General features: G+C 70.0%; 24 protein-coding genes and 1 pseudogene. 13 read left to right on the forward strand and 12 right to left on the reverse strand.

Annotated elements, in window-relative coordinates; translation table 11 throughout:
* From CIW48_RS34115 to CIW48_RS19940, 3 genes and pseudogenes are all read right to left on the reverse strand, one after another.
* Positions 1–144, reverse strand: a pseudogene (locus CIW48_RS34115) (sugar transporter); the annotation flags it as partial.
* Positions 145–405: 261 nt separating this feature from the next.
* Positions 406–603 carry a hypothetical protein gene (locus CIW48_RS19935; protein ID WP_246695337.1) on the reverse strand — a complete coding sequence of 66 codons (198 nt, stop codon included), beginning with the start codon at positions 601–603 and terminating at the stop codon, positions 406–408.
* Between the two features lie 243 nt (positions 604–846).
* Positions 847–1,146, reverse strand: coding sequence for a DUF3072 domain-containing protein (locus CIW48_RS19940; RefSeq protein WP_149312325.1), 300 nt, complete (start codon positions 1,144–1,146; stop codon positions 847–849).
* A gap of 163 nt (positions 1,147–1,309) precedes the next feature.
* Here CIW48_RS19940 and CIW48_RS19945 point away from each other — a divergent pair, with 163 nt between their 5' ends.
* From CIW48_RS19945 to CIW48_RS19975, 7 genes are all read left to right on the forward strand, one after another.
* Positions 1,310–1,879 carry a gluconokinase gene (locus CIW48_RS19945; protein WP_149312326.1) on the forward strand — a complete coding sequence of 190 codons (570 nt, stop codon included), beginning with the start codon at positions 1,310–1,312 and terminating at the stop codon, positions 1,877–1,879.
* Between the two features lie 4 nt (positions 1,880–1,883).
* A complete protein-coding gene (locus CIW48_RS19950) occupies positions 1,884–2,705 on the forward strand; it encodes a Cof-type HAD-IIB family hydrolase (RefSeq protein WP_149312327.1) in 822 nt (273 codons plus the stop codon).
* A gap of 181 nt (positions 2,706–2,886) precedes the next feature.
* Positions 2,887–3,873 (forward strand): transglycosylase SLT domain-containing protein, encoded by a 987-nt coding sequence (locus CIW48_RS19955; RefSeq protein ID WP_149312328.1) that lies wholly within the window; start codon positions 2,887–2,889, stop codon positions 3,871–3,873.
* 306 nt (positions 3,874–4,179) lie between these two features.
* The gene (locus CIW48_RS19960) at positions 4,180–5,064 is read left to right on the forward strand and encodes a helix-turn-helix transcriptional regulator (protein ID WP_149312329.1); all 885 of its coding nucleotides are present in this window, start codon (positions 4,180–4,182) and stop codon (positions 5,062–5,064) included.
* 229 nt (positions 5,065–5,293) lie between these two features.
* Complete coding sequence (gene cysE / locus CIW48_RS19965) at positions 5,294–6,145, forward strand: serine O-acetyltransferase (protein ID WP_149312330.1); 852 nt, start codon at positions 5,294–5,296, stop codon at positions 6,143–6,145.
* A 92-nt stretch (positions 6,146–6,237) separates the two neighbouring features.
* Positions 6,238–6,453, forward strand: a complete 216-nt coding sequence (locus CIW48_RS19970; protein WP_007565940.1) for a DUF3126 family protein — start codon at positions 6,238–6,240, stop codon at positions 6,451–6,453.
* A 146-nt stretch (positions 6,454–6,599) separates the two neighbouring features.
* Complete coding sequence (locus tag CIW48_RS19975; RefSeq protein ID WP_149312331.1) at positions 6,600–6,929, forward strand: hypothetical protein; 330 nt, start codon at positions 6,600–6,602, stop codon at positions 6,927–6,929.
* Positions 6,930–6,935: 6 nt separating this feature from the next.
* Here CIW48_RS19975 and CIW48_RS19980 read toward each other — a convergent pair whose 3' ends face one another.
* The gene (locus CIW48_RS19980; RefSeq protein WP_149312332.1) at positions 6,936–7,643 is read right to left on the reverse strand and encodes a transglutaminase-like cysteine peptidase; all 708 of its coding nucleotides are present in this window, start codon (positions 7,641–7,643) and stop codon (positions 6,936–6,938) included.
* A gap of 318 nt (positions 7,644–7,961) precedes the next feature.
* Between CIW48_RS19980 and CIW48_RS19985 the strand changes: the two genes are divergently transcribed.
* The gene (locus tag CIW48_RS19985) at positions 7,962–8,219 is read left to right on the forward strand and encodes a hypothetical protein (RefSeq protein ID WP_091789837.1); all 258 of its coding nucleotides are present in this window, start codon (positions 7,962–7,964) and stop codon (positions 8,217–8,219) included.
* A 6-nt stretch (positions 8,220–8,225) separates the two neighbouring features.
* Here the strand turns inward: CIW48_RS19985 and CIW48_RS19990 are convergent, their stop codons facing one another.
* From CIW48_RS19990 to CIW48_RS20020, 7 genes are all read right to left on the reverse strand, one after another.
* Positions 8,226–8,825, reverse strand: coding sequence for a transglutaminase-like cysteine peptidase (locus CIW48_RS19990; RefSeq protein ID WP_173009322.1), 600 nt, complete (start codon positions 8,823–8,825; stop codon positions 8,226–8,228).
* 301 nt (positions 8,826–9,126) lie between these two features.
* Positions 9,127–10,860: an AMP-binding protein gene (locus CIW48_RS19995; RefSeq protein WP_149312334.1), complete on the reverse strand. Its 1,734-nt coding sequence runs from the start codon at positions 10,858–10,860 to the stop codon at positions 9,127–9,129.
* 64 nt (positions 10,861–10,924) lie between these two features.
* Positions 10,925–11,704, reverse strand: coding sequence for an enoyl-CoA hydratase (locus CIW48_RS20000; protein ID WP_149312335.1), 780 nt, complete (start codon positions 11,702–11,704; stop codon positions 10,925–10,927).
* Positions 11,701–12,594: a 3-hydroxyisobutyrate dehydrogenase gene (gene mmsB / locus CIW48_RS20005; protein ID WP_149312336.1), complete on the reverse strand. Its 894-nt coding sequence runs from the start codon at positions 12,592–12,594 to the stop codon at positions 11,701–11,703. The genes CIW48_RS20000 and mmsB overlap by 4 nt, the downstream gene beginning before the upstream one ends.
* Before the next feature lie 202 nt (positions 12,595–12,796).
* A complete protein-coding gene (locus CIW48_RS20010) occupies positions 12,797–13,858 on the reverse strand; it encodes an enoyl-CoA hydratase/isomerase family protein (RefSeq protein WP_149312337.1) in 1,062 nt (353 codons plus the stop codon).
* The gene (locus CIW48_RS20015) at positions 13,855–15,000 is read right to left on the reverse strand and encodes an isobutyryl-CoA dehydrogenase (RefSeq protein WP_149312338.1); all 1,146 of its coding nucleotides are present in this window, start codon (positions 14,998–15,000) and stop codon (positions 13,855–13,857) included. Before CIW48_RS20015 ends, CIW48_RS20010 begins: the two co-directional genes overlap by 4 nt.
* Positions 15,001–15,239: 239 nt before the next feature.
* A complete protein-coding gene (locus tag CIW48_RS20020; protein WP_149312339.1) occupies positions 15,240–16,736 on the reverse strand; it encodes a CoA-acylating methylmalonate-semialdehyde dehydrogenase in 1,497 nt (498 codons plus the stop codon).
* Positions 16,737–16,852: 116 nt separating this feature from the next.
* Here CIW48_RS20020 and CIW48_RS20025 point away from each other — a divergent pair, with 116 nt between their 5' ends.
* Together CIW48_RS20025 and CIW48_RS20030 are read left to right on the forward strand one after the other, a co-directional pair.
* Positions 16,853–17,761 carry a LysR family transcriptional regulator gene (locus tag CIW48_RS20025; RefSeq protein WP_246695338.1) on the forward strand — a complete coding sequence of 303 codons (909 nt, stop codon included), beginning with the start codon at positions 16,853–16,855 and terminating at the stop codon, positions 17,759–17,761.
* 87 nt (positions 17,762–17,848) lie between these two features.
* The gene (locus CIW48_RS20030; RefSeq protein WP_149312341.1) at positions 17,849–19,012 is read left to right on the forward strand and encodes an iron-containing alcohol dehydrogenase; all 1,164 of its coding nucleotides are present in this window, start codon (positions 17,849–17,851) and stop codon (positions 19,010–19,012) included.
* A 152-nt stretch (positions 19,013–19,164) separates the two neighbouring features.
* On the opposite strand, the gene CIW48_RS20035 is transcribed toward CIW48_RS20030, so the two are convergent.
* On the reverse strand, positions 19,165–20,394 hold the full coding sequence (locus CIW48_RS20035; protein WP_149312342.1) for an ABC transporter substrate-binding protein: 1,230 nt from the start codon (positions 20,392–20,394) through the stop codon (positions 19,165–19,167).
* 259 nt (positions 20,395–20,653) lie between these two features.
* On the opposite strand from CIW48_RS20035, the gene cpaB reads away from it, so the two are divergent.
* From cpaB to CIW48_RS20050, 3 genes are read left to right on the forward strand one after another with little or no spacing between them, the layout of a single operon-like run.
* Positions 20,654–21,469 carry a Flp pilus assembly protein CpaB gene (gene cpaB, locus CIW48_RS20040; protein ID WP_149312343.1) on the forward strand — a complete coding sequence of 272 codons (816 nt, stop codon included), beginning with the start codon at positions 20,654–20,656 and terminating at the stop codon, positions 21,467–21,469.
* A gap of 5 nt (positions 21,470–21,474) precedes the next feature.
* Positions 21,475–23,094, forward strand: a complete 1,620-nt coding sequence (locus CIW48_RS20045; RefSeq protein ID WP_149312344.1) for a type II and III secretion system protein family protein — start codon at positions 21,475–21,477, stop codon at positions 23,092–23,094.
* Between the two features lie 36 nt (positions 23,095–23,130).
* Complete coding sequence (locus tag CIW48_RS20050) at positions 23,131–23,874, forward strand: CpaD family pilus assembly protein (protein ID WP_149312345.1); 744 nt, start codon at positions 23,131–23,133, stop codon at positions 23,872–23,874.
* Positions 23,875–23,922: the final 48 nt, after the last annotated feature.

Genomic DNA, 23,922 nt, shown 5'->3' on the forward strand with positions numbered 1-23,922 from the left:
CTCGTAGCGGGCCAGCAGGCCGCCATCGGCCGTGGCCACCTCAGCCCCGGCCTGGATCGCACTCGCCGTCGGACCCGCCGCGGGCAGGTACGTGCAGCCCGACATCGCCGTGACGGCGAGCAGGACGTGGGGAAGTTTGCGCATCCAGATGTTGCCCATCGGTATTGCCGAGCCCGTGCCTAGCCCATAGCGGGCCAGGTGTCCGTAGCGGGTGAGCCACACTCCGCCAGCCACGGCCGAGACCGCCAAGTCATCCTCGTTAAGCACAGCTTTTTCGGGGCATCGGCGCGCGAAACGCCGGGCGCGGCTCGGACGTCTTCAATATCGGGACACAAATCTGGGCCTTATCGACCGCGACAGCCCGGCTCTTGCGGCCGCGTGACGGGCTGAGCCGGCCTGCTCCGCTCAGTTCGACTGGGTCACCGCCGCGCTGATGTTGCCGTAGACGGCGCTGACGCGAGACACGTAATACCGGATGCTGCCGACGGCGACGAGGAAGATCAGGCCACCGATGAGGGCGTATTCCGTCGCCGTGGAGCCGTACGCGTCGCGGGCGAAGCGCGCAGCCTCGGCGCGCATCCGGTCGATCCAGGCGAACGCCATCCGGGATCGCATTGCGCGCCTCCCCTCCCCGCCGCATCCCGGCTCATCCATGGTCGCACGCGCCTTCCAAGTCCCGCCGCCCGCGTGGCCGCACGCGCCACAAGGCCGAATAGCCGCTCGCCATTGCCGCCGGCTTAATGAAGTGTCCGAAACAGGGGGGCCTGGCGGTTCCGGCCGGGATAGACGCCGGCAGGGTTAGGCGTGACGAAGGGCGCGCCCGGTGCAGGCGCGCCCCGTCGCGGCTCAGGCGTGGCCGGCCTTGTGGCGGAGGTCGTCGATCCGCTTCGAGGCCTCGGCTTTGTCGAGGTCGGGATCGAACGCCGCCGGCTCCTTGGCCTCTTCCGAGAGCGTCTTCAGATAGGAGGCCTGCGCACCGGTCATCGGCTCGCCGCCCGTCGTCCACTGGTCCGGGTCCTTGATCTGGTTCGACACGTCCTTCGGGTCGGCCTTTGGATTGTCGCTGGCGCTGCCCGCGCCGGCCTCCTGGTGCGATCCGGCGCTCCGGCCAGCCTTCGACGTCGCCTTTGCGGTTGTGGTCGTCATACGGTGCCTGTTCCCTATATGTTCGATTTCTGGGACAGGAACGCGCCCGGCCGCGTTACGGTTCCGGCACAGGGAGGCCCTGACGAGCGCGGGGGACATCTTTCCTTCTTCGCGCCCGCTCCTATTGATGGGACGCGCAGCGCCTGGAGCCACGGTGGTCTGGATGACGTCCCCAACAGAGCTAACGCCTGATGCCGGGACGGCCGCCGGTCGGGTGCTCGTGGTCATGGGTGTCTCGGGCTCGGGGAAGAGCACCGTGGCGGCCTTGATCGCCGAGAGGCTCGGCTGGATCTTCGTGGATGGCGATAGCTTCCACACACCCGAGCACGTGGCGAAGATGCATGCGGGTCACGCCCTCGACGATGAGGATCGTGCCCCGTGGCTGGCCCGGATCGCGACCTGGATCCAGCAGCGTCTCGATGCCGGTGAGTCGGGTGTGGTGGTCTGCTCCGCCCTCCGCCGTGCCTACCGGGACATCCTCACCCGGGGGAGCCGACGCGTCCGCCTCGTCTATCTGGACGGCGACAGGGCCCTGATTGGGCAGCGCCTCGCCGAGCGCCAGGGCCATTTCATGTCGCCGCGCCTCCTGGACAGCCAGTTCGCGACCCTGGAAGTTCCGGCTCCCGACGAGCACCCGATCACCGTCGGGATCCTCGAACCGCCCGAGGCGATTGCCGACCGGGTCGTGGCGGAGCTAGCGGCCGAGGCGCGCCGGGATGCGGGCGGGGAGTGAGCCGATGACAGCAGGATCCGGCGAGGCCGGGGGGATCGCCCTGGTGATCTCGGACGTCGACGGCACCCTGGTCACCGGCGACAAGCGCCTGACCGAGGCGACGGTGGCGGCGGTGCGGCGACTGCGCGCGGCCGGCATCGGCTTCAGCATCGCCTCGGCACGGCCGCCCATCGGGCTGCGGAGCCTCGTCGCCGAACTGGGTCTCGACCTGCCGATGGCGGCTTTCAACGGCGCGAGCGTTGTGCGGCCGGATCTCTCGACCATCGAGGCACGGACCATCCCTGAGGCGGCAGCCCGGTCGGCCCTCGACCGGCTCCTGGCCGAGGAGCTCGACGTCTGGGTCTTCGCCGAGGGCGCGTGGTGCCTGCGCGATCCGGACGGCCCCTACACCGACCTCGAGCGGCGCACGATCGGCGCGGAGCCTCGCGTCGTCGCCGACCTCGGCACGCTCATGGGGGCCGCATCCAAGATCGTCGGCGTCAGCCGCGACCACGCCCATCTCGCGACCTGCGAGGCGCGAATCGGGGCTGCCCTGGCGGGCCAAGCGACCGTTCACCGATCGCAGAAATACTACCTCGACGTGACACCGCCGGATCTCGACAAGGGCCAGTTCGTCGCCTGGATGAGCGCGCATCTCGCGATCCCGCCCGAGCGGATCGCCACCTTCGGCGATGCCGGCAACGACCGCCCGATGTTCGCACAGAGCGGCTTGTCCGTGGCGATGGGCAATGCCGAGGACGCCGTGAAGGCATCCGCGCGCGCGGTCACGGACAGCAACGACGCCGACGGCTTCGCCCACGCCGTCGAGCGCCTCATCCTGCCCTGATCGGTCGCCTATCTCCGCAGGCATCCCAGCGGACCAACGTACCGACGCGCGTCTGTGGCGTGCGGATCACAGGCATCCCTGACACCCGGGTCGCCCACAGGCTGCCGAACCGGGGCCGCTTTCCGGCCTCATTTCCCCGCGACCTAGCTTGACCACAGAACAAGCAGCACCGGGTCTCGGAATGCATCGCCTCATCCTGGCCGCCGTCCTCGCGGTCGTGCCCGCAGCCGCCTTCGGGCAGAGCGCGCACGACAATATCGACGCGTTGATCGAGCAGCAGGCGAAAGCGAACGGCGTCCCGGCGAGCTTCGTCCACGCCGTGGTCAAGCGCGAGAGCAACTACAACCCGCGGGCCAAGGGCGGCAGCGCCCTCGGGCTCATGCAGATCAAGCACGCGACCGCGCGCAGCCTCGGCTATACCGGCGACGCCGCCGGCCTGTACGATCCGCAGACCAATCTGCGCTACGGTGTGGCCTACCTGGCGGGCGCTTACCGCACGGCCAAGGGCAATCTCAGCCAAGCCTATCAATACTACAACCGCGGCTACTATTACGCGGCCAAACGTCAGGGCATCTCCACCGAGGTGGCCTCGGTGGTGGCGCCCGTGGCGGCCTCGGCCAGCGCCCTCGCCAGCCTGTTCGGCGGCGGCGCCGCCGATACCCGGAACACCGCCGCTGCATCGGCCCTGGCCTATGCGCCCAGCACCACGGCGGTGGCGGAGGTCCCGACCGAGACCGTCGAGGTGCCGCTGCCGCCGCGCCGACCGGCCGCCCTGGCCGGCGCGACGGTCGTACTCGCCAGCCTGTCCATCGATCCGGCCGCGGCTCCGGCCGCCAGCCCGGAGGCGGCCCCGACCGCCGCCGCCGTTCCGTCCGTGGAGGTGCCGCTGCCGCCACGTCGGCCCACCAGCCTGGGGAGCGCCGTCGCGGCAACCGATCCCGCGCCGGCGCAGGTCGCGGAACTGCGGCTCTCACCGCCGGCCGAGGCGGCACCCGCTCCGGCGACAAAAGCCGCCGCTCCGGCGCCGGGCTCCGAAGCGGTGGCCGAAGCGGTCGAGGTGCCGCTGCCGCCGCGTCGTCCGTCCCTCCAGATGCTCGCCGCCGCCACACCACGGCGCGCGCCGGCCACCGCGCCCGTGCGCGAGGCCACGGCCCTTCCGGTCGAGTAGGTCCGCCGATCCGGGCTTTCTGCCCACACAAGGATCATGCCCAAGGCTTGACCATCGCACGGTTCCGCAACACATAGGCGCCACGCCAGCAACGTGGTTGAATCGGTACGGTACGGACCGGCGCCGCAGCATAGCGGTCGTACGCGGGTGGCGCACGACGGATCTCAGGGCAGGAAACGCCGGTCTACGCGCGCACGTTCGGGCAACCTTTTGCCCGGAGGGACGCCGAGGCGCGTCGGATCTCGAAGCGGCAGGCATGCAGGGCACGGACTCTGCTTTCAAGCTGGCAGGAAAGCGGACGGCGCCATGACCGGCGTGGTGGAACAAGAATCACTCTTTCTCACGGACCTCGGGCGCCGCGTCAGACATGCGCGCACCGTGCGCGGGCTGTCGCGCAAGGTCCTGTCGCAGACTTCCGGCCTGTCCGAGCGCTACATTGCGCAGTTGGAGGGGGGCCAGGGGAATGTCTCCATCATCCTGCTACGGCGGGTGGCCAACGCCATGGGCGTGCGGCTGGACGATCTGATCACCGGCAATGACGCCCTGCCCGACTGGCCGGTGGTGCGCGACCTGCTCGGTCAGGCGAGCCCGGCCCAGATCGCCGCGGCCAAGGAGGCGCTGTCCGGCGGGTCCCGACTCGAATCAAGCAACCGGCCGCGGGTAGCACTGATCGGTCTGCGCGGCGCCGGCAAATCGACCCTCGGCAAGCTCGCGGCCGAGCGTTTGGGCTGGACCTTCGTGGAACTGAATGCCGAGATCGAGCGGGAGAATGCCCTTTCGGTCCAGGAGATTTTCGCGATCTACGGCCAGGAGGGCTACCGTCGGCTGGAACAGGCAGCCCTGCGTCGCCTCACCGAGCATCCCGGACCGCTGATCCTGGCGACGAGTGGCGGAATCGTCGCGGAGCCCCTCACCTACGATCTGCTGCTGCAGGCCTTCTACACGATCTGGCTGCGTGCCCGGCCAGAGGAGCACATGAGCCGCGTCCGCGAGCAGGGTCACCTCGCCACGACGGGCGACCATGCCTCTGCGATGCAGGAGCTGCGTGCCGTGCTGGCGAGCCGCGAGCCGCTCTACGCCCGGGCACCGGCCACGGTGGACACCTCCAACATCCCGGTCCAGACGATGCTGGACCGGCTGACGACGGCGATCGAAGCGCGGTTCGGGCAGGCGGTGCCGGCAGGGAACTGAGCCGCTCCCGTTCGCTGACAGCCATGCGGTCAACGCGACCTTTGGGCCGCGCGAGCCCTTGATCGTCGCGGTGCAGCACACCACGCTAAGGCCGAACGCGCGGTCCGGCGGCGCTGCGACCCGTTTCCGCCCCGGGCCGGATACCCGCCCTGCATGTGCGGGCACTGGACCGGGCCGCCGCACGCGTAACCGGCGAACCACGCGAAGTCCCGGACATGAGCATCCGCCCATGAGCGCCAGTCCTGCCTTCACTCACCCATCGCATGACCTCGCGGTCGTCGACCCGGTCTGGTCGCGGCTGCGGGACGAGGCGGAGGATGTCCTGAGGACCGAACCGCAGCTCGCCTCCTTCATCGTCTCGACGATCCTGAACCACACCACGCTGGAAGGCGCGGTCTCCCACCGGGTCGCAGCCCGGCTCGGGCACCCGTCGTTGCCGGCCGATCTCGTCGCCCATGCCTTTCACGAGGCAATCAGCGCGGATCCGGGCATCGGGCAGGCGTTCCGCGCCGATATCGGCGCGGTGATCGACCGCGATCCGGCGACCCTGAGAGCCCTCGAACCGGTACTCTACTTCAAGGGTTTTCACGCCCTGCAGGCTTACCGCCTCGCCCACCATGTCTGGAACCGCGGCCGTCGCGACCTCGCCCTCTACCTCCAGAGCCGGGTCTCCGAGGTGTTCCAGTGCGACATTCACCCGGCGGCGCAGATCGGGCGGGGCGTCTTCCTCGACCACGCCACCGGGCTCGTGGTCGGCTCGACCGCGGTGATCGAGGATGACGTGTCGATCCTTCACGCCGTGACCCTGGGCGGCACCGGCAAGCAGCGCGGCGACCGCCATCCCAAGATCCGGCGCGGCGTAATGATCGGTGCCGGCGCCAAGATCCTGGGTAACATCGAGGTCGGGGCCTGCGCCCGGGTGGCAGCGGGCTCGGTGGTGCTGCGGCCGGTGCCGCCGAACACCACGGTCGTCGGCGTGCCGGCGCGCGTGGTCGGCACCGCCGGCTGCGACGATCCAGCCCGGGCGATGGACCAGCTCGTCGCTCTCGACCAGTTCATCCACCTGGGCGACGGGATCTGACCCCAGCGCCGTCGCGCTTGCCGCTCCGCCCGAGGCGTGGCAAGCCCTCGGCCCATCCGCGGCGCCAGCGCCGCCAGGGGAGATCGACCAGCGTGACCAAAGCCGAGACCGCGAAGCTTCAGGACTATTTGCGTCGCAAGTTCGCGAACAACAATATCCGCCTCACGGCGATGAAGACCGGCGACTCCGCCGAGGTGTTCATCGGCGAGGAGTCGATCGGTGTGATTGCCGACGACAAGGAGGACGGAGACGATTCCTTCGTCTTCCGGATGGCGATCCTCGACATCGATCTTGAGGAAGAGGCCTGAAGCACCACGCAGCGATCGATCCCATGCCCTGGGCCGGGTTCCGCCGGCCCGACCTGTGCACGGATTAACGCTAACGTCGACTCGTGCTTAACAAGCGGTAAACGGCGTGAGTACAGTGCGCGCAACCTGTATCGGGAGCGCGAATAATGGTTCTCACTCCGACTGCCCTCGAATCGATTCGGACGTTGTGCATCGGGCTGGCGCTGTCCGGCCTGATCGCCAGCGCCTTCGAGCTGTTCGCGGCACGGCGCGCGAGCTTCAGCCTGCTGGAGCGGGGCGGTCTGCCCGCGGTGGCGGCCTTACCGATGCTGGCCTTCTCGGCGCCGTTCATCATTCTGCGCAACACCGTGCGCGGCCGGCGGATCGAGGGCCGGCCGATACCGTTCGTGATGCTGGCGACCGTCATTGCGTGCGGATGGAGCCTGCTCTCCGGCCGCGTTGCCCTCGACCTTGCGGCGATGCTGGTCGGCGCCTGACGGGATTCAAGGCTCGGCGGTGGCGACCTGCGCGGCGCCGTCCTTGCCCTCCAGGGACACCCAGGCCGCCCCATCCTGGCCGGCCCGCTTGATGAAGCTGTAGCCGGTGCGCCGCCAGGAGCGGATCGCATCGGTCTTGTTGTCGAGGATGAAGTCGCCGCGATCGGTTCGCACCGTCAGCACCGCGTGGCCCTCGTTGGTCTCGTCGATCACCACGGTCATCAGCAGGGCGCGCCGCGGCAGGCCACGCTCCACCAGCATCCGCCGCTTCAGCAGCTGGTAATCCTCGCAATCGCCGAATCCGTCATCGGGGAAGTCCCATCGGTCGACGACCCCCCAATGCGCCTGATCGGTGATCGGCCGGATGCGCGCGTTCACGCGGCGGTTGACGCTCTGCAGGGTCCGCCACACCGCCACGGTCAGCGGGATCTCGGCGGGCTCGGCGGTGTCGACCGTGCATTCCTGGGGTGTGCGGATGCAGAAATCCGTCCAGCCGGCGATCGCCCGCACCGGCCCCGTCGGTTCCGCGGCGCTCACCGTATCCGGCAGAACCAGCCGGGCATGGGCGTGGGTCGTGGCACCGCCCATCGTGAGGATCGTGCCCAGCAGGGCGAAACTCGCCGCCTGCCGCGCCCGGCACGCCGCATGCGTCCACCCACGCCAGTGCAGGGGGCCGAACACCTGACACGAGATTCCGCCATCCGCGTGCCGCATGGTTCAAGCCCCCGCCGCCCGATGATGACGGAAGGGTGACACGGCCACGTGCGACGCACAATGGGCTGAAGCAGAGTTGGTAACGCGTGGGGAGGCGTATCGGTTCCGATTTAAGAGAGTGTTGCATCCGCAGGGCTTGCCGGGAGCACATGCGCTGGGTGAATAGCCGCTCTGCACCCTCTCGGAAGGCCTTGATTCAGGTCAGCTTTGCCGGCTTCTGAGAGCGGCTCGCGCAGGGGATTCGCGACGGGCTCGATCGAAGCGCATGAAGTCGGCCAGCCCGTCGCGGACGGAGCCGCCCCCAGGAAAGGACCCGCGATGCAGCCCGCCATCCAGCAGGTGATCAGAGCGCTCGCCGAGGATGGTCGGGCTGGTGCGATCAATATCGCGGAGCACGCGGTCGATTCCTATCTCGCCGACGCGCCGAGCGAGGGCGACAGGGCGCTGTCGCGGGACATCCTGGTCCGGGACCTGGCGAACCTTCGGGGCGTCGCCCCGCATCTCGCCGCCTTCATCGGCCGGGTCGAGTCCTACGTGGCGAGCCTCGCGCAGCCGTCGCTGAGCCGGGCGGCCTGAGACCCCTCAGCGATTGGCGGTGGTGACCGGGGAGGTGACGCCGCCGAGCGAGACCCAGGCGACCGCGTCCTGGCTCTCGCGCTTGATGAACACGTAGCCGGTCTTGTGCCAGGGCAGGATCGCGTTGGTCTTGTTGTCCAGCACCAGGTCGCCCCGGTCGGTGACGAGCGTCAGCACCGCGTGGCCCTCGCCCTTCTCGTCGATCACCACGGTCATGCGCATCGCCCGCCGCGGCAGGCCGGCCTCGACCAGCAGGTGGCGCTTGAGCAGCTGGAAGTCCTCGCAATCGCCGATGCCGTCCTCGGCCAGGTCCCAGCGATCGGCCACGTGCAGGTGGTCCTGGTCGGTCATCGGCTCGACCGCCTTGTTGACCCGCCGGTTGACCGACACGATCGTGGCCCAGGTGGCGGGCGTCAGGCTGATCCGCGCCGGCTCGCTCCGGTCGACCGCGCACTCGGCCGCGTAAGACTGGCAGAACGTCACCCACGCGGCGATCGGCTTGGCCTCGTTGAGGATCTTGGCTCCGGCCTCGGTGGGCAGGCTCGCCAGCGTCTGCGCTTGAGCCGTGGCGGCGAGGCCGAGCAGCGTCGCCGCACCGACCAGCATCCCCCGAACCGTCCTGAGAAGCCCCGCGCCCATCGAACCCGTCCCCTTTGTTGAGGACAGGATTGCGCCGCAGAGCCTCCCCGGCGCTGAAGCGGATGCGCGCAATTTTATCGATCCGCCGGCGCGGGCCCGATCACGCGCGACAGCGTCGACGGGAGGCTTGAGAACCCCTGTAAATCGGCGGCTTCCGCTTCGGAAACCGGAAACCTTGAGGGTTCCTTCAAGGATCCGAGAGCGACCCGAGAGCGGCTCTGGCCGCCCTGCTGCGCGCGCCGTGGCGCGACGGCGCGCACCGGCCCTCCTAGCCCGCCGTCTGGTCGAGCTTGCGCTCCGCCTCGCCCTTCAGCTCGGGGAAGTCCGCCTGCGTGTAGGCCCGGCCGCGATGCGGATCGTCGGTGACGCCCTCGTGCTCCAGGCGGCGCAGCTGCACCCGGCGGATCTTGCCCGAGATCGTCTTGGGCAGATCGGCGACGAATTCGAGCCCCCGCAGGCGCTTGAACGTCGCGAGCCGGGCGTTGGTGAAGCGGAAGATGTCGAGTGCCGTCTCCGGTCCCGACGAGGCGCCCGCCACCAGGGACACGTAGGCCTTCGGGATGGTGTGGCGCATCGGATCCGGAATCGGCACGACCGCCGCCTCGGCCACGGCCGGGTGCTCGATCAGCACGCTCTCCAGCTCGAACGGGCTGATGCGGTAGCCCGACGACTTGAACACGTCGTCGGCGCGGCCCACGAAGGTGTAGCAGCCCTGGTCGTCCACGAAGGCGACGTCGCCGGTGTGGTAGAGATCACCGTCGGCCCCCGACAGATTGCCCTGGCCGTCGTCGTAGCCCTGCATCAGGCCGGCGGGCCTGTGCGCCCCGAGTTCCAGGCAGACTTCGCCCTCGGAGGCCTGTTGGCCGTCGATATCGAGGACGCGAACCCGGTAGCCCGGCAGGGGCCGGCCCAGGGCGCCCGGCACCACCGGCTGACCCGGGGTGTTGGCCATGAGCGCCGTGGTCTCGGTCTGGCCGTAGCCGTCGCGGATCGTGAGGCCCCACGCCTCCTTCACGCGCTCGATTACCTCTGGGTTCAGGGGCTCGCCCGCCGCGCAGACCTCGCGCAGGGCAAGCGCCCGGCCAGTGAGATCCTCTTGGATGATCATCCGCCACACGGTCGGCGGCGCGCAAAGCGTGGTGGCGCCGGTTCGCTCCAGCTGCGCCAGCAGCGCGGCGGCGTTGAACGGCGCCTGGTTGATCACCAGGATCGTCGCCCCGGCATTCCAGGGTGCGAAGAATGACGACCACGCGTGCTTGGCCCAGCCCGGCGAGGAGACGTTGCAATGCACATCCCCCGGCTGGAGCCCGAGCCAGTACATGGTCGAGAGCGCCCCCACCGGGTAGGAGCGGTGGCTGTGACGCACGAGCTTCGGCTTCGCCGTGGTTCCGGAGGTGAAGTAGAGGAGCATCGGGTCGTCGGCCCCGGTCGGACCGTCCGGCGCGAAACTGTCCGACGCTGCGAAAGCTTCCTCGTAGGCCGCCCAGCCCTCCGTCGCGGTCCCGGTAACGAGGCGGATGGCGCCGCCCGTGTCGAGCCCGGTGAAGCGCGCGATCTGCTCCGGCCCGGCCACGATGGCCCGGGGACGGCCGCGGGCGAGGCGGTCGGCGAGCTCGTCGGCGGTGAGCAGAGTGGTCGCGGGGATGACGACTGCGCCAAGCTTCATTGCCGCCAGCATGGTCTCCCACAGGGCCGGGACGTTGCCGAGCAGCAGGAGCAGGTGGTCGCCACGCCTCAGGCCGAGCTGCCGCAGGTGATTGGCCACTTGATTGGAGCGCCGGGCGAGCTCTCCGAATGTGAGGCTCTGCTCGGCGCCGCTGCCGGCCTCGACGATCCGGAGGGCGGCCCGGTCGCGGCTCTCGGGACCGGCAAGCACCGCGTCGAACCAATCGAGCGCCCAATTGAACGGCACCGGGTCGGGCCACGCGAAGGCCGAGACGGCGGCGGCGTAATCGGTGCGATGGGCCAGCAGAAGGTCGCGGGCCTCCCGGAAGCTCGGCATGGTCGTTCCCCTCCCCGTATCGTGGTCTTGGCTGCCCGTCCCGTTCGGCCGGGGCGGGCCGCATTCAGGTGTTCTCGAACCGGGGCGGCCGCTTCTCCACGAAGGCAGCCATGCCCTCCTTCTGGTCCTTGGTGGCGAACATCGCGTGGAAGACCCGCCGCTCGAACCGGATCCCCTCGGTCAGCGTGGTCTCGTAGGATCGGTTGACCGCCTCCTTGGTCATCATCGCGATCGGGAGCGACATCGACGCGATCGTCTCGGCGGCCTTCAGCGCCTCGTCGAGGAGCTGGTCGGCGGCGATCACGCGGGAGACCAGCCCCGCGCGCTCGGCCTCGGCGGCGTCCATCATCCGGCCGGTCAGGCACATCTCCATGGCCTTGGCCTTGCCGACGAAGCGGGTCAGCCGCTGGCTGCCGCCGATCCCCGGCATCACGCCGAGCTTGATCTCGGGCTGGCCGAACTGGGCCGTGTCGGCCGCCAGGATGATGTCGCACATCATGGCGAGTTCGCAGCCGCCGCCGAGCGCGTAGCCCGCCACCGCGGCGATGATCGGTTTGCGCACGGCGACGAACCGGTCCCAGTCGGCGAACCGGTCGCCCGAATACATCTCCGCGTAGGTGGCGTGCTGCATCTCCTTGATGTCGGCGCCGGCCGCGAAGGCCTTGGCCGAACCGGTGACCACGATGCAGCCGATATTCGGATCCGCGTCTGCCCCGGTGGCCGCCCGGATCACCTCGCGGGTGAGCTGTGCGTTGATCGCGTTCAGCGCCTTCGGCCGGTTGAGGGTGATCAGCAGGACGCGCCCGCGCGTCTCCGTCAGGATCGTCTCGTACGTGTCGCTCACGACTCGCCTCCCTGACCGCGGAGCATAGTGATGATCGCGGAAAAGTCCTCTCCCCCGTGGCCGGCGCCCTCAAACAGGCCGTAGATCTGCGCGGCCTCGGCGCCCAGCGGCGTCGCGGCACCGGAGGCGAGCGCCGCGGCCTGCGCGAGCCGGAGGTCCTTGAGCATCAGCGCGGCGGCGAAGCCCGGCTTGTAGCCGTTATTGGCCGGCGAGGTCGGCACCGGGCCCGGCACCGGGCAATAGGTGGTCAGCGACCAGCACTGGCCCGAGGAGACAGAGGCTACGTCGTAGAGCGCCTGATGCGACAGGCCGAGCTTCTCGCCCAGCGCGAAGGCTTCGCTGACGCCGATCATCGAGATGCCGAGGATCATGTTGTTGCAGATCTTGGCGGCCTGCCCGGCGCCGGCATCGCCGCAATGGAACACGTTCTTGCCCATCGCCTTGAGGAGCGGCTCGGCCCGCGAGAAGGCCGCCGTGGCGCCGCCGGCCATGAAGGTCAGCGTCCCGGCCTTCGCGCCGCCGGTTCCCCCCGATACCGGCGCATCCACCGACAGGCAGCCCCGCGCCTCGGCGAGGCCATGGGCCTTGCGGGCGCTCTCGACGTCGACGGTTGAGGAATCGATCAGCAGGGTGCCGGCGGGCAGGACCGCGGCGAGCTGCGTCCAGACCTCGACCACGTGCCGCCCGGCGGGGAGCATGGTGATCACGACATCGGCACCTTCGGCCGCTTCGAGGGCCGAGGCCGCCACCGTGATCCCCGCGGCGCGGGCGGTGTCCAGCGAGGCCGGCACCAGATCGAACCCACGAACGGTATGCCCGGCACGTACGAGGTTGGCCGCCATCGGCCCACCCATGTTGCCGAGACCGATGAACCCGATGGTCTGTGCCATCCCATTCCTCCCCTTCGTTCCGAGCGGGACGCAGAGTCCCGACACTCGACCGCCACGCCGACCCGCATGCTCATCCTGAGGTGCGGCGCAACCGCCTCGAAGGAGCCCTTGAGCCCGCCGCACGATGCCTGGAGCCCTCCTTCGAGGCCCGCTGAAGCGGGCACCACAGGATGTGGCGGTGGATGAGATCAGGCGGCCCCCGTCAAATCGGACCCGTGCGCGACTCCGGAAAAACCGGTTCCGCCCGCGCCACCAGCCAGCGGGCGATCCGGGCGGGATCGACCGCGTCGAGGGTCGGCGGATCCCAGCGCGGGCTCTTGTCCTTGTCGATCACCGCGGCGCGGATGCCCTCGCGGAAATCGCCCTCCTCCAGCAGCGCCAAAGAAGCGTGGTACTCGCGCTCCAGGCAGGCCTCCAGGCTGGGCGAACCGCGGCCGAGGCGCAGCAGGCACAGCGTCAGAACGAGGCTCGACGGCGCCTTGGTCAGCAGGGTCTTCCGGGTCGAGGCCGCGAAGTCCGAACCGTCTGCGTCGAGAGCGGACAGGATCTCGTCCATCATGTCGAACGCGAAGCACCGATCGATGACGGCCCGGTGCTCCGCCAATGGCGGAGGGCCCGGGTCCTGCGCGAACCGGGCGATCAGCTCCCGCACGCCCTCGTGGCCGGCGTCTGGGTCGAGCGCCAGCAGGGCTTCGATCAGGTTGGGCAGCTCGGCGGACGGCACCTGAGCGTCGGCGAGCCCGCAGAAGATCGCATCGGCGGCGCCGACCGGCTCGCCGGTCAAGCCGAGATAGGTGCCGATCTCGCCCGGAGCCCGCGGCAGGAGCCACGTGCCGCCGACATCCGGCAGGTAGCCGATGCCGGTCTCCGGCATGGCGACGCGGGAGCGCTCGGTGACGATCCGGTGGGCGGCATGGCCGGCGAGGCCGACGCCGCCACCCATGGTGATGCCGTCCATCACCGCCACGAAGGGCTTTTCATAGGCGGCGATCCGGGAATCCAGCCTGTATTCGTCGCGCCAGAAGCCCTCCGCGAAGGCGGTGCCCTGGCTCTCGTACAGGCCGCGCAGATCGCCCCCCGCGCAGAGGCCGCGCTCGCCCTCGCCGGCGAGCAGCACCGCGGCGATGCCGGGATCGGCGGAGAACTGGTCGAGTGCCTGGTCGAGCGCCAGGACCATGCCGTGGGTCAGGGCGTTCAACGCCTTCGGCCGGTTGAGCCGCAGGCGCCCGAGGGCACCGACACGCTCGACGATCACGTCGGTCATCGGCGGCCCCCGGTCAGCGCGCGGGCAATGATCAGCCGCATGATCTCGTTCGTCCCTTCGAGGATCTGGTGCACGCGCAGGTCCCGGACGATTTTTTCCACGCCGTACTCGGCGAGGTAGCCGTAGCCGCCGTGCAGTTGGAGCGCCTGGTTGGCGACCTCGAAGGCGGCGTCGGTGACGTGGCGCTTGGCCATGGCGCAGAGCTGGGTCGCGACCGGATCCTTCGCGTCCAGTGCGGAGGCGGCGTGACGCAGGAAGGTGCGCGACACCTCCAGGCTGGTCGCCATGTCGGCGAGCCGGAACTGCAGCGCCTGGAAATCCGTGAGCTTCGCCCCGAAGGCGCGCCGGTCGCCCATATAGGCGAGCGCCTTGTCGAGGGCCGCCTGCGCGCCGCCCAGCGAGCAGGCGGCGATGTTGAGTCGCCCGCCGTCGAGGCCGCTCATGGCGATGCGGAAGCCCTGGCCCTCCGCGCCCAGGCGGTTGGCCACCGGCACGCGGCAGCCGTCGAAGCGCACGGCCCGGGTCGGCTGGGCGTTCCAGCCCATCTTGCGCTCGTCGGCGCCGAAGGAGAGGCCGGGCGTGCCCTTCTCCACCACGATCGCCGAGATGCCGGCCGGGCCGGCCTCGCCGGTGCGGACCATGCAGACGTAGAGGTCGCTGGCACCGGCACCCGAGATGAACTGCTTCTCGCCGGAGAGCACGTAATGGTCGCCGTCCCGCTCGGCGCGGGTGCGGAGCGCCGCCGCGTCGGAGCCCGAGCCCGGCTCGGTGAGGCAGTAGCTGGCGATCCGCTCCATGCCCATGAGCGACGGGATCCAGCGCCGGCGCTGGTCGTCGTCGCCGTAGGCGTCGATCATCCAGGCGCACATGTTGTGGATCGATAGGAACGCCGCCACGGTCGGGCAGCCGGTGCTGAGCGCCTCGAAGATCAGGGTGGCGTCGAGGCGCGACAGGCCGGATCCGCCGACATCCTCGCGGACATAGATGCCCGCCATGCCGAGGGCGGCGGCCGCCCGCAGAGTCTCGACCGGGAAGGTCTTGTCCCGGTCCCAGTCGAGGGCATGCGGCGCGATGTGCTCGGCCGCGAAGCCGAGGGCCATCTCGCGGATCGCGGTCCGGTCCTCGTCGAGCCCGAAACTCATGGGCACTGCCTCCGAAGGTGCAAACGAGCCTCCCTCCCCCTCTGCGGGGGTCGGGAGCGGGGAGCGGCGCTTCCGTGAAGGTCGCGGCGGGCGCCGGAACCCACACCGTCGCGCTGTTCCCCTGCCGCCGCGTCATCGCGCGGCCCCCTATCCCCATCCTCCGACGGGCCTGCCCGACTCGGGACAAGGGGGATGCCGATCCTGGGCAGACCCAAGATCGGTCGGGGAAGGGTTTCGGCTTACCGCATCGTCGGGATGGAGAACTCCGCCCCGCTCTTGATGCCGCTCGGCCAGCGCTGCGTCACGGTCTTGGTCTTCGTGTAGAAGCGGATCGAGTCCGGCCCGTGCTGGTTCAGATCGCCGAAGCCCGAGCGCTTCCAGCCGCCGAAGGTGTGGTAGGCGATCGGGACCGGGATCGGCACGTTCACGCCGACCATGCCGACGTTCACCCGGGCGGTGAAGTCCCGGGCGGCGTCGCCGTCCTGGGTGAAGATCGCCACGCCGTTGCCGTACTGGTGGGTCGAGGGCAGCGCCAGCGCCTCCTCGTAATCCTTGGCCCGCACCACCGAGAGCACCGGCCCGAAGATCTCCTCCTTGTAGATCGTCATGTCGGGCGTCACGCGGTCGAACAGCGAGCCGCCCATGTAGAAGCCGTTCTCGTAGCCCTGGAGCTTGAAGCCGCGGCCGTCGACGGCGAGTTGCGCGCCCTCGGCGACGCCCTTGTCGATGTAGCTCGCGACCTTCTGCACCGCTTCCGCCGTGACCAGCGGGCCGTAATCGGCCGAGCCGTCATGCGACGGGCCGATCTTGAGCGACTCGACCCGCGGGATGAGGCGCTCCATCAGCCGGTCGGCGGTCTGCTCGCCCACCGGCACCGCCACCGAGATCGCCATGCAGCGCTCGCCGGCCGAGCCGTAGCCGGCGCCGATCAGCGCGTCGACCGCTTGGCCCATGTCGGCGTCCGGCATGATGATCATGTGGTTCTTGGCGCCGCCGAAGCACTGGGCGCGCTTCCCCGTCTCGGCGGCGCGCACGTAGATGTACTCGGCGATGTGCGAGGAGCCGACGAAGCCCACCGCCTTGATGTCCTCATCATCCAGGATGGCGTCGACCGCCTCCTTGTCGCCGTTGACGACGTTGAGGATGCCCGGCGGCAGGCCCGCCTCCAGGAAGATCTCGGCGATGCGGATCGGCACGCTCGGGTCGCGCTCGGACGGCTTCAGGATGAAGGCGTTGCCGCAGGCGATGGCCGGGGCGCATTTCCACAGCGGGATCATGGCCGGGAAGTTGAACGGCGTGATGCCGGCCACCACGCCGAGCGGCTGGCGCAGGGAATAGACGTCGATGCCGGGGCCGGCGCCTTCCGTGTACTCGCCCTTGAGCAGGTGCGGGATGCCGCAGGCGAACTCGACCACCTCGACACCACGCTGGATGTCGCCCTTGGCGTCCGGCACGGTCTTGCCGTGCTCGGAAGCGAGCAGCTCGGCGAGGGCGTCGTGCTCGCCGCGGATCAGTTCGAGGAAGCGCATCATCACGCGGGCGCGCTTCTGCGGGTTGGTCGCCGCCCAGGCCGGCTGGGCCGCCTTGGCGTTCTCCACGGCGGCGCGCATCTCGGCCTTGCTGGCGAGCGCGACCTTGGCCTGGACCTCGCCGGTCGAGGGGTGGAACACGTCGGCGAACCGCCCGCTCTCGCCGCCGACATTCCGGCCGCCGATGTAGTGCCCGATCGTGCGCATGCGCGCCTCCCTGTGATGTGGCGTTCGATTTTGGCGCACCCTAACAGGATCCCTTGAGCGATAAAGCCAGATGCGCTTACAGCCGCTGTGCATCGATGCACAGCGGGAGTGCGGCCATGGCCAGGGCGGGGCCCAACTGGGACGATCTCCGCTTCTTTCTCGCGGTGGCGCGGACCGGGACCCTGAGCGCAGCGGGGGCGCGCACCGGCACCGAGCACACCACGGTCGGGCGCCGGATCCGCGCCCTGGAGGAGGGCCTCGGCGCCCGCCTGTTCCACCGCAGCAACCTGGGCTACGCCCTCACCGAGGACGGGGCGAACCTGCTGGGCGTCGCTGAGACCATGGAGAGCGCGTTCCTCTCGGCCAGCGCCGCCACGGAGGCCGCCCAGGCGGTGTCGGGCACGGTGCGGATCGGCGCGCCGGACGGGTTCGGCAGCGTCTTCCTCGCGCCGCGGATGCACCGGCTGACCGCCCGCCATCCGGAGCTGGAGGTGGAGATCATGGCGACCGCCCGGATCTTCAGCCTGTCCAAGCGCGAGGCCGACATCGTGATCAGCCTCTCCGGCCCGCAGCAGGCGCGGGTGGTGGCGCGCCGGCTCACCGATTACCGGCTGCTCGTCTACGCGGCCGAGTCCTATCTCGCGGCGGCAGCGCCGATCGCGGAGCTCGCGGACCTGCCGGCCCATCCCTTCGTCGGCTACATCGAGGACATGCTGTTCACCCGCGAGCTCAACTACCTCGGGGCGCTCGGCCCCGCGGTCACGGCCCGCCTGCGCTCCACCAATCTCCTGGCCCAGGTCCACGCGACGCTCGGCGGCGCCGGCCTGTGCATCCTGCCGGCCTTCATCGCGGCGGCCCATCCGGGACTCGTGCCGGTGCTGCCCGAGGCGGTCTCCCTGACCCGCTCGTTCCACATGCACATCCACGAGGATCACCGGAAGGCGGCCCATATCCGCGCGGTGGCGGGGTTCATCGCCGCCGAAGTGAAGGCCGCGGGGGCGCTGTTCGCCGGGCCGACGGTGTAAGCAGTGGCGGTTTCGCCCCGCAGCCGCGCATCCTAAGATCGCCCGTTCCGGCGCACCAGAAGAGGCGCCGGGTGGGAGAAGCAAGACATGGTCGCCTCGATCGCCCTGCCCCGGCTGATGCGCGTCGGCGCCGGCGCCTCGCGGTTGCTGCCGGAGGTGCTCGGCCAGCTCGGCCTGTCGCGGCCCTTCGTGGTCACCGATCCCTATCTCGCCGGCAGCGGCCGCACCGACACGCTGCTCGAGCGGCTCACCAAGGCGGGCGCGAAGGCCACGATCTTCTCCGAGACCGTGCCGGACCCGACGGTGGCCTCCGTGGAGGCGGCACTCGCCGCCCTCCAGGCGGGCGACTTCGATTGCGTGGTCGGCTTCGGCGGCGGCAGCCCGATGGACACGGCGAAGGCCGTGGCGGTGCTCGCCCGCCACGGCGGCCACATGCGCGACTACAAGGCACCGCGCCAGCAGGACGAGCCGGGCCTGCCGATCGTGGCGATTCCCACCACCGCCGGCACCGGTTCGGAGGCGACCCGCTTCACCATCGTGACCGACGAGACCTCGGACGAGAAGATGCTCTGCATCGGGCTGGCCTACCTGCCGGTGGCGGCGTTGGTCGATTACGAATTGACGCTCACCAAGCCCAAGCGGCTCACCGCCGATACCGGCATCGATGCGCTGACCCACGCGATCGAGGCCTATGTGTCGCGCAAGTCGAACCTGTTCTCGGACGGCCTGGCGCTCCAGGCGATGGGCCTGATCGCCCCGAACCTGCGCCGGGTCTGGACCGATCCCGGTGACCGGGCGGCGCGCGAGGCGATGATGCTGGGTGCCACCCAGGCCGGCATCGCCTTCTCGAACGCCTCCGTCGCACTGGTCCACGGCATGAGCCGGCCGATCGGCGCGCATTTCCACGTGGCCCACGGCCTGTCGAACGCGATGCTGCTGCCGGCGGTCACGGCCTTCTCGGCGCCCGCCGCCATCGACCGCTACGCAGCCTGCGCCCGCGCCATGAGGATCGCCGGCCCCGACGCCGACGACCGGTCCGCGGTCTCGGCCCTGGTGGCGGAACTGGAGGCGCTCAACGACGACCTCGACGTGCCGGGGCCCCGGGAATACGGGATCGACCCGGCCCGCTGGGAAGCGCTGCTCCCCACCATGGCGGCCCAGGCGCTCGCCTCCGGCTCCCCCGCCAACAACCCGGTGGAGCCCAGCGCCGAAGAGATCGTGGCGCTGTATCGGCGGGTCTGGGCGGGGTGACCCCGCCGTCCCGCCGACAGCCCCGGAGCGTCCGCGTCTTTGCGAGCGGAGCGATACAATCCAGCGCAGCCACGCTCACCGACGTTTCGCTGCCCTGGATGCCTTCGCTGCGCGTGCGATGACGAGGGGGCGTCTGCGCCCCTCTCGCCGCTCTACTTCGCCGCCGTCAGCGGGCAGCCGCTCTCGGCAGGCGACGCGAAGGCTTCCTTGCCGGGGACCGTCGAGATCAGCCGGTAGAGATCCCACTGGCCCTTCGACTCGGCCGGCTTCTTGACCTCAAACAGGTACATGTCGTGGACCATGCGGCCGTTCGGCTGCACGATCCCGCCATGGGCGAAGACGTCGTCGACCGGCAGTTCCTTGAGCTTGGCGTTGACCGCGTCGGTCTCGTCGGTGGCGGCAGCCTTGACGGCCTTCAGGTAGGACAGCACCGCCGAATAGGTGCCCGCCTGGATCATGTTGGGCATCCGGCCGGTGCGCTTCATGTAGCGCTGGCCGAAAGCGCGGGTCTCGTCGTTGGCGTCCCAGTACCAGCCCTCGGTGAGCGTCAGGCCCTGCGCCACCTTCAGGCCGAGCCCGTGCACCTCCGAAAGGGTGAACAGCAGGGCCGCGAGCTTCTGGCCGCCCTCGACGATGCCGTACTCGGCCGCCTGCTTGATCGAGTTCGAGGTGTCGAGCCCGGCATTGGCGAGCCCGATCACCTTGGCCTTCGAGCCTTGCGCCTGGAGCAGAAAGGACGAGAAGTCCTGGTTCGACAGCGGGTGCCGGACGCTCCCCACCACCTTGCCGCCGTTGGCGGTCACGACCCGGCTGGTATCGGCCTCCAGGGCCGAGCCGAAGGCGTAATCGGCCGTGAGGAAGAACCACGTGTCGCCGCCCGCCCGTGTCAGCGCGCCGCCGGTGCCGACCGCCAGCGCCCGCGTGTCGAAGGCCCAGTGGTAGCCGTAGGGCGTGCAGGCCTTGCCGGTGAGGTCGCTGGTCGCCGCCCCGGTGGTGATGGTGATCTTCTTCTTCTCCTTGGACAGGCCCTGGACCGCCAGCGCCACCGAGGAGGTGGTCAGCTCCATGATCGCGTCGACATTGTCGCGGTCGTACCATTGCCGGGCGATCGCAGAGGCGATGTCGGGCTTGTTCTGGTGATCGGCCGAGAGGATCTCGATCGGCACGCTGCCGATCTTGCCACCCATGTCCTCCACGGCCATGCGGGCGGCCTCGACCGAGCCCTGACCGCCATACTCGGCGTAGAGACCGGACTGATCGTTGAGGATGCCGATCCGCACGGCGTTGTCCGAGAAGGTCCCCTGCGCGGCCGCCGGGGCGGAACCGAGCGCAGTGCCCGCGAGGGCGGCCGCCAACACCGCGCCGCCGTATGTCCTGATCATGTCTCCCCCCCGGATTGACCGAGCGCCCGCTTCTGAGGCGGGTCCGGTGGCACGATAGGTCACGACCCGGCGCTGCGCCACGGCCAAGATCGGGGGAAGCTGAAGGATCCTGCGGATTGTGACGCGCTTACTCAGACGCCCCGTTTCCGGACCGGCGACAATGCGAGAGGTTATAATACCTTAACCATAATTACACGAATCCCCGCGCAGGTTCCGGTCATGGACGGCAATTCGGCCGTCTCCGGCGCGTGGCGATGCGATGAACCCAGCCCGTTTCGCCGTCCTCGGTATAGCCCTCGCGGCCGGTACCGGGGCGGCCTTCCTGATGAGCGGCGGCGATCCGCCACCGCCGCCGCCGCCGCCCAAGGCCGAGGCGCCGCCGCAGCCGATGACCGACGTGCTCGTGGCCGCCATCGACATGCCCATGGGCCAAGTGCTCCGGGCTGCGGATCTGCGCTGGCAATCCTGGCCGGACGGCGCCGTCACGGCCGGCTACATGACCCGCAAGATCAACCCGAAGGCGCTCGACGAGACCGTCGGCGCGTCCGTGCGCTCGGGCTTCCTGGCGGGCGAGCCGATCCGCGCGCAGAAGCTGGTGCGCCCGGAGAGCGGCTTCATGGCAGCGATCCTGCCCCCCGGCATGCGCGCGGTCGCCATCGTCACCGACAGCCGCGGCACCAACTCGGCCGGCGGCTTCATCCTGCCGAATGACCGCGTCGACGTGATCCGCACGTTCCGGGACGAATCCAATTCGCGGGTCAACAACAGCGACGTGCAGCTCTCCCAGACGATCCTGACCGACATCCGCGTCCTGGCGATCGGTCAGCTCGTCCAGGAGAAGAACGGCACCAACGTCGTCACCGGCGAGACCGCGACGCTGGCCGTCACGCCCGCTCAGGCCGAGACCCTGGCGCTCGCCCAGAAGGTCGGCGCCCTCACCCTCTCGCTGCGCAGCCTCGCCGATGCCGGGCGCCCGCCCGAAACCGCGCCGCTGGCCGATACGTCCGCGGCGCAGATGCCCGAACCCGCCTTGACCGTGGTGCGCTTCGGCGTTGCGCGGCAGCAGACGCCGTGACCGCCATGACCGCTCCGCTGCTCCACGCGCGCCCGGTGCGCCACCCCGCCCGCCGCTCGGCCGGCGCCCTCGCCCTGCTGGTTGCCCTGACGGGACCCGCGCCCGCCCAGGAACGGCAGAGCTTCGGTCCTGCGCCGATCCTGACGATCGGCGCGGCGGAATCCGCCTCGACCCGGCGGGTCGAACTCACCGCCGGTCGCTCCGTCATCGTCGACCTGCCGCGCGACGCCAAGGAGGTGTTCGTGGCCAACCCCGCGGTGGCCAACGCCGTGGTCCGCTCGACCCGCAAGGTCTTCGTGATCGGCATGGCCGACGGCGCGACCTCGATCTTCATCCTGGATGCCGAGGGCCGCCAGATCGCTGCCCTCGACGTGACGGTGGCGCGGGATCTCAACCTGGGGACCCTGCGCGAGCTGCTCGGCCAGAGCATCCCGGGCGGCCGCTTCGACGTGCGCTCCTCGGGAGCCTCGGTGCTCCTGTCGGGCTCGGTGAACTCCTCGGCGGATGCGCAGCAGGCGATCGACATCGCCAACGCCTTCGTGGGGCTGGGCGGAGGGGCGGCCGGGGCCGCCGGCGCCGGGGCCCCCAGCGGGGGCGTCGCCGTCGGAGCGCGGGGCGCAGTGATCAACAACCTCACGATCCGCAACAAGGATCAGGTGATGCTCCGCGTCACCGTGGTGGAGGTGTCCCGCAACGTCCTGAAGCAATTCGGGATCAACATGACCGGCAACTGGTCGGCTCTGAACCCGGTCGGAACCGTGGGCCAGACGATCGTCAATAGCGGGACCGCCGCCGCGACGCAGGTGCCGGCGGTGATCCCGAACGTGCTGACCAACAATTTGCCCTTCCCGATCAACACAAGCACGCCGAGCGGGAATCAGATCCAGGCCTCCGTGCAGGGGGGCGGCTTCTCGCTGCAGGCGACCCTGAAGGCGTTCGAGCAGGCCGGCGTCTCGCGCATCCTCGCCGAGCCGACCTTGACCGCGATCTCCGGCGAGGCCGCCAAGTTCCTGGCCGGCGGTGAGTTCCCGGTGCCGTCCTCAGCCACCTGCGCGGTCGGCGGCGTCTGCTCGCCCGGCATCACATACAAGCCCTACGGCGTCGCCCTGTCGTTTACCCCCGTGGTGCTGGCCGACAACCGGATCTCGATCCGCGTCGCCACGGACGTCACCGAGATCGATCCGCAGCAGAGCTTCAATTACGTCGTCGGGAACAGCTCGGTCGCGGTGCCGGGCACCCGGGTGCGCCGCTCCGAGACCACCGTCGAGCTGCCTTCCGGCGGCGTGATGATGACGGCCGGCCTGATCCAGCAGGTCAACAAGCAGGCGATCTCCGGCCTGCCGGGGCTGATCAACCTGCCGATCCTCGGTGCGCTGTTCCGCTCCCGCGACTACCAGCGCATGGAGACCGAGCTGATGATCATGTGCACGCCCTACATCGCCCGCGCGATGGAGCCGAAGCAGGTGAGCCGCCCCGACGACAACTTCGTCGACGCCAGCGACGGTCAGACGGTTCTGCTCGGCCAGATCAACCGCATCTACGGCAAGGTCGCCTCGCCCGGGGCCGCCGCGGCGCCGCCGCTCGGACGCACCTATCGCGGGCACGTCGGCTTCATCGTCGAGTAGCGCCGCGCGTCCCTGTTGCCTCCAGGATTCGGAACCATGACCGGACGTTACCCGCCCGCCCTGTACCGCCGTACCGCGAGCCTGCTCGCCGCCTGTGCGCTGGGTGCTCTCGCGGCAGCCTGCAAGACCGATCCCGTCACCACCGGCGGGCTCGACGTGACGGATTACCGCGCGCGCCACCCCGTCGTGCTGGCTGACGGGACCCGCAGCCTCGACGTGTTCCCAACTGGGGTGGGACACCTGGATCCGCGCCAGGCGGCGGATGTCGACGCGTTCATGCTGGAATACCGCCGCTACGGCCGCGGGGGTCTTCTGATGGAGGTCCCCCGGGGCGTTCCTCCAAGCCAGGTGGCGGCGGTCGAGCGGACCGCTTCGGCACTCGGCCGGTTCGGGACGCAGAACGGCGTCGGCGCCCGCGAGATCACGGTGACCGGCTACGCGGTGGCCGCGCCGACCCTCGCCGCGCCGATTCGCCTCAGCTTCCAACGCATGCAGGCCAAGGTAGCCGACGCCTGCGGGCTGTGGCCCCAGGACCTTGGAACCCGCAGCTTCGCGTCCGATTACAGCAACCAGCCGAGCTGGAACCTGGGCTGCGCCATGCAGTCCAACGTGGCGGCTCAGGTCGCCGACCCGGTCGACCTCGTACGGGGCAGGCCCGAGGGCCGCATCGACACCGTCAAGCGGGTCCGGGACATTGGCCAGTTGCGGGACGGCAAGGATCCGTCAACCACATGGCGTCAAGATGGGCAGACCGCCGTGAAGTCCCAAGTCACCAACTGAGACAGCCGGCGTCGGGGACGGGCAGCCCCGCCGCCGACCGCAACGCCG

The sequence above is a fragment of the Methylobacterium sp. P1-11 genome, assembly GCF_008329595.1.
Taxonomy (GTDB): Bacteria; Pseudomonadota; Alphaproteobacteria; order Rhizobiales; family Beijerinckiaceae; genus Methylobacterium.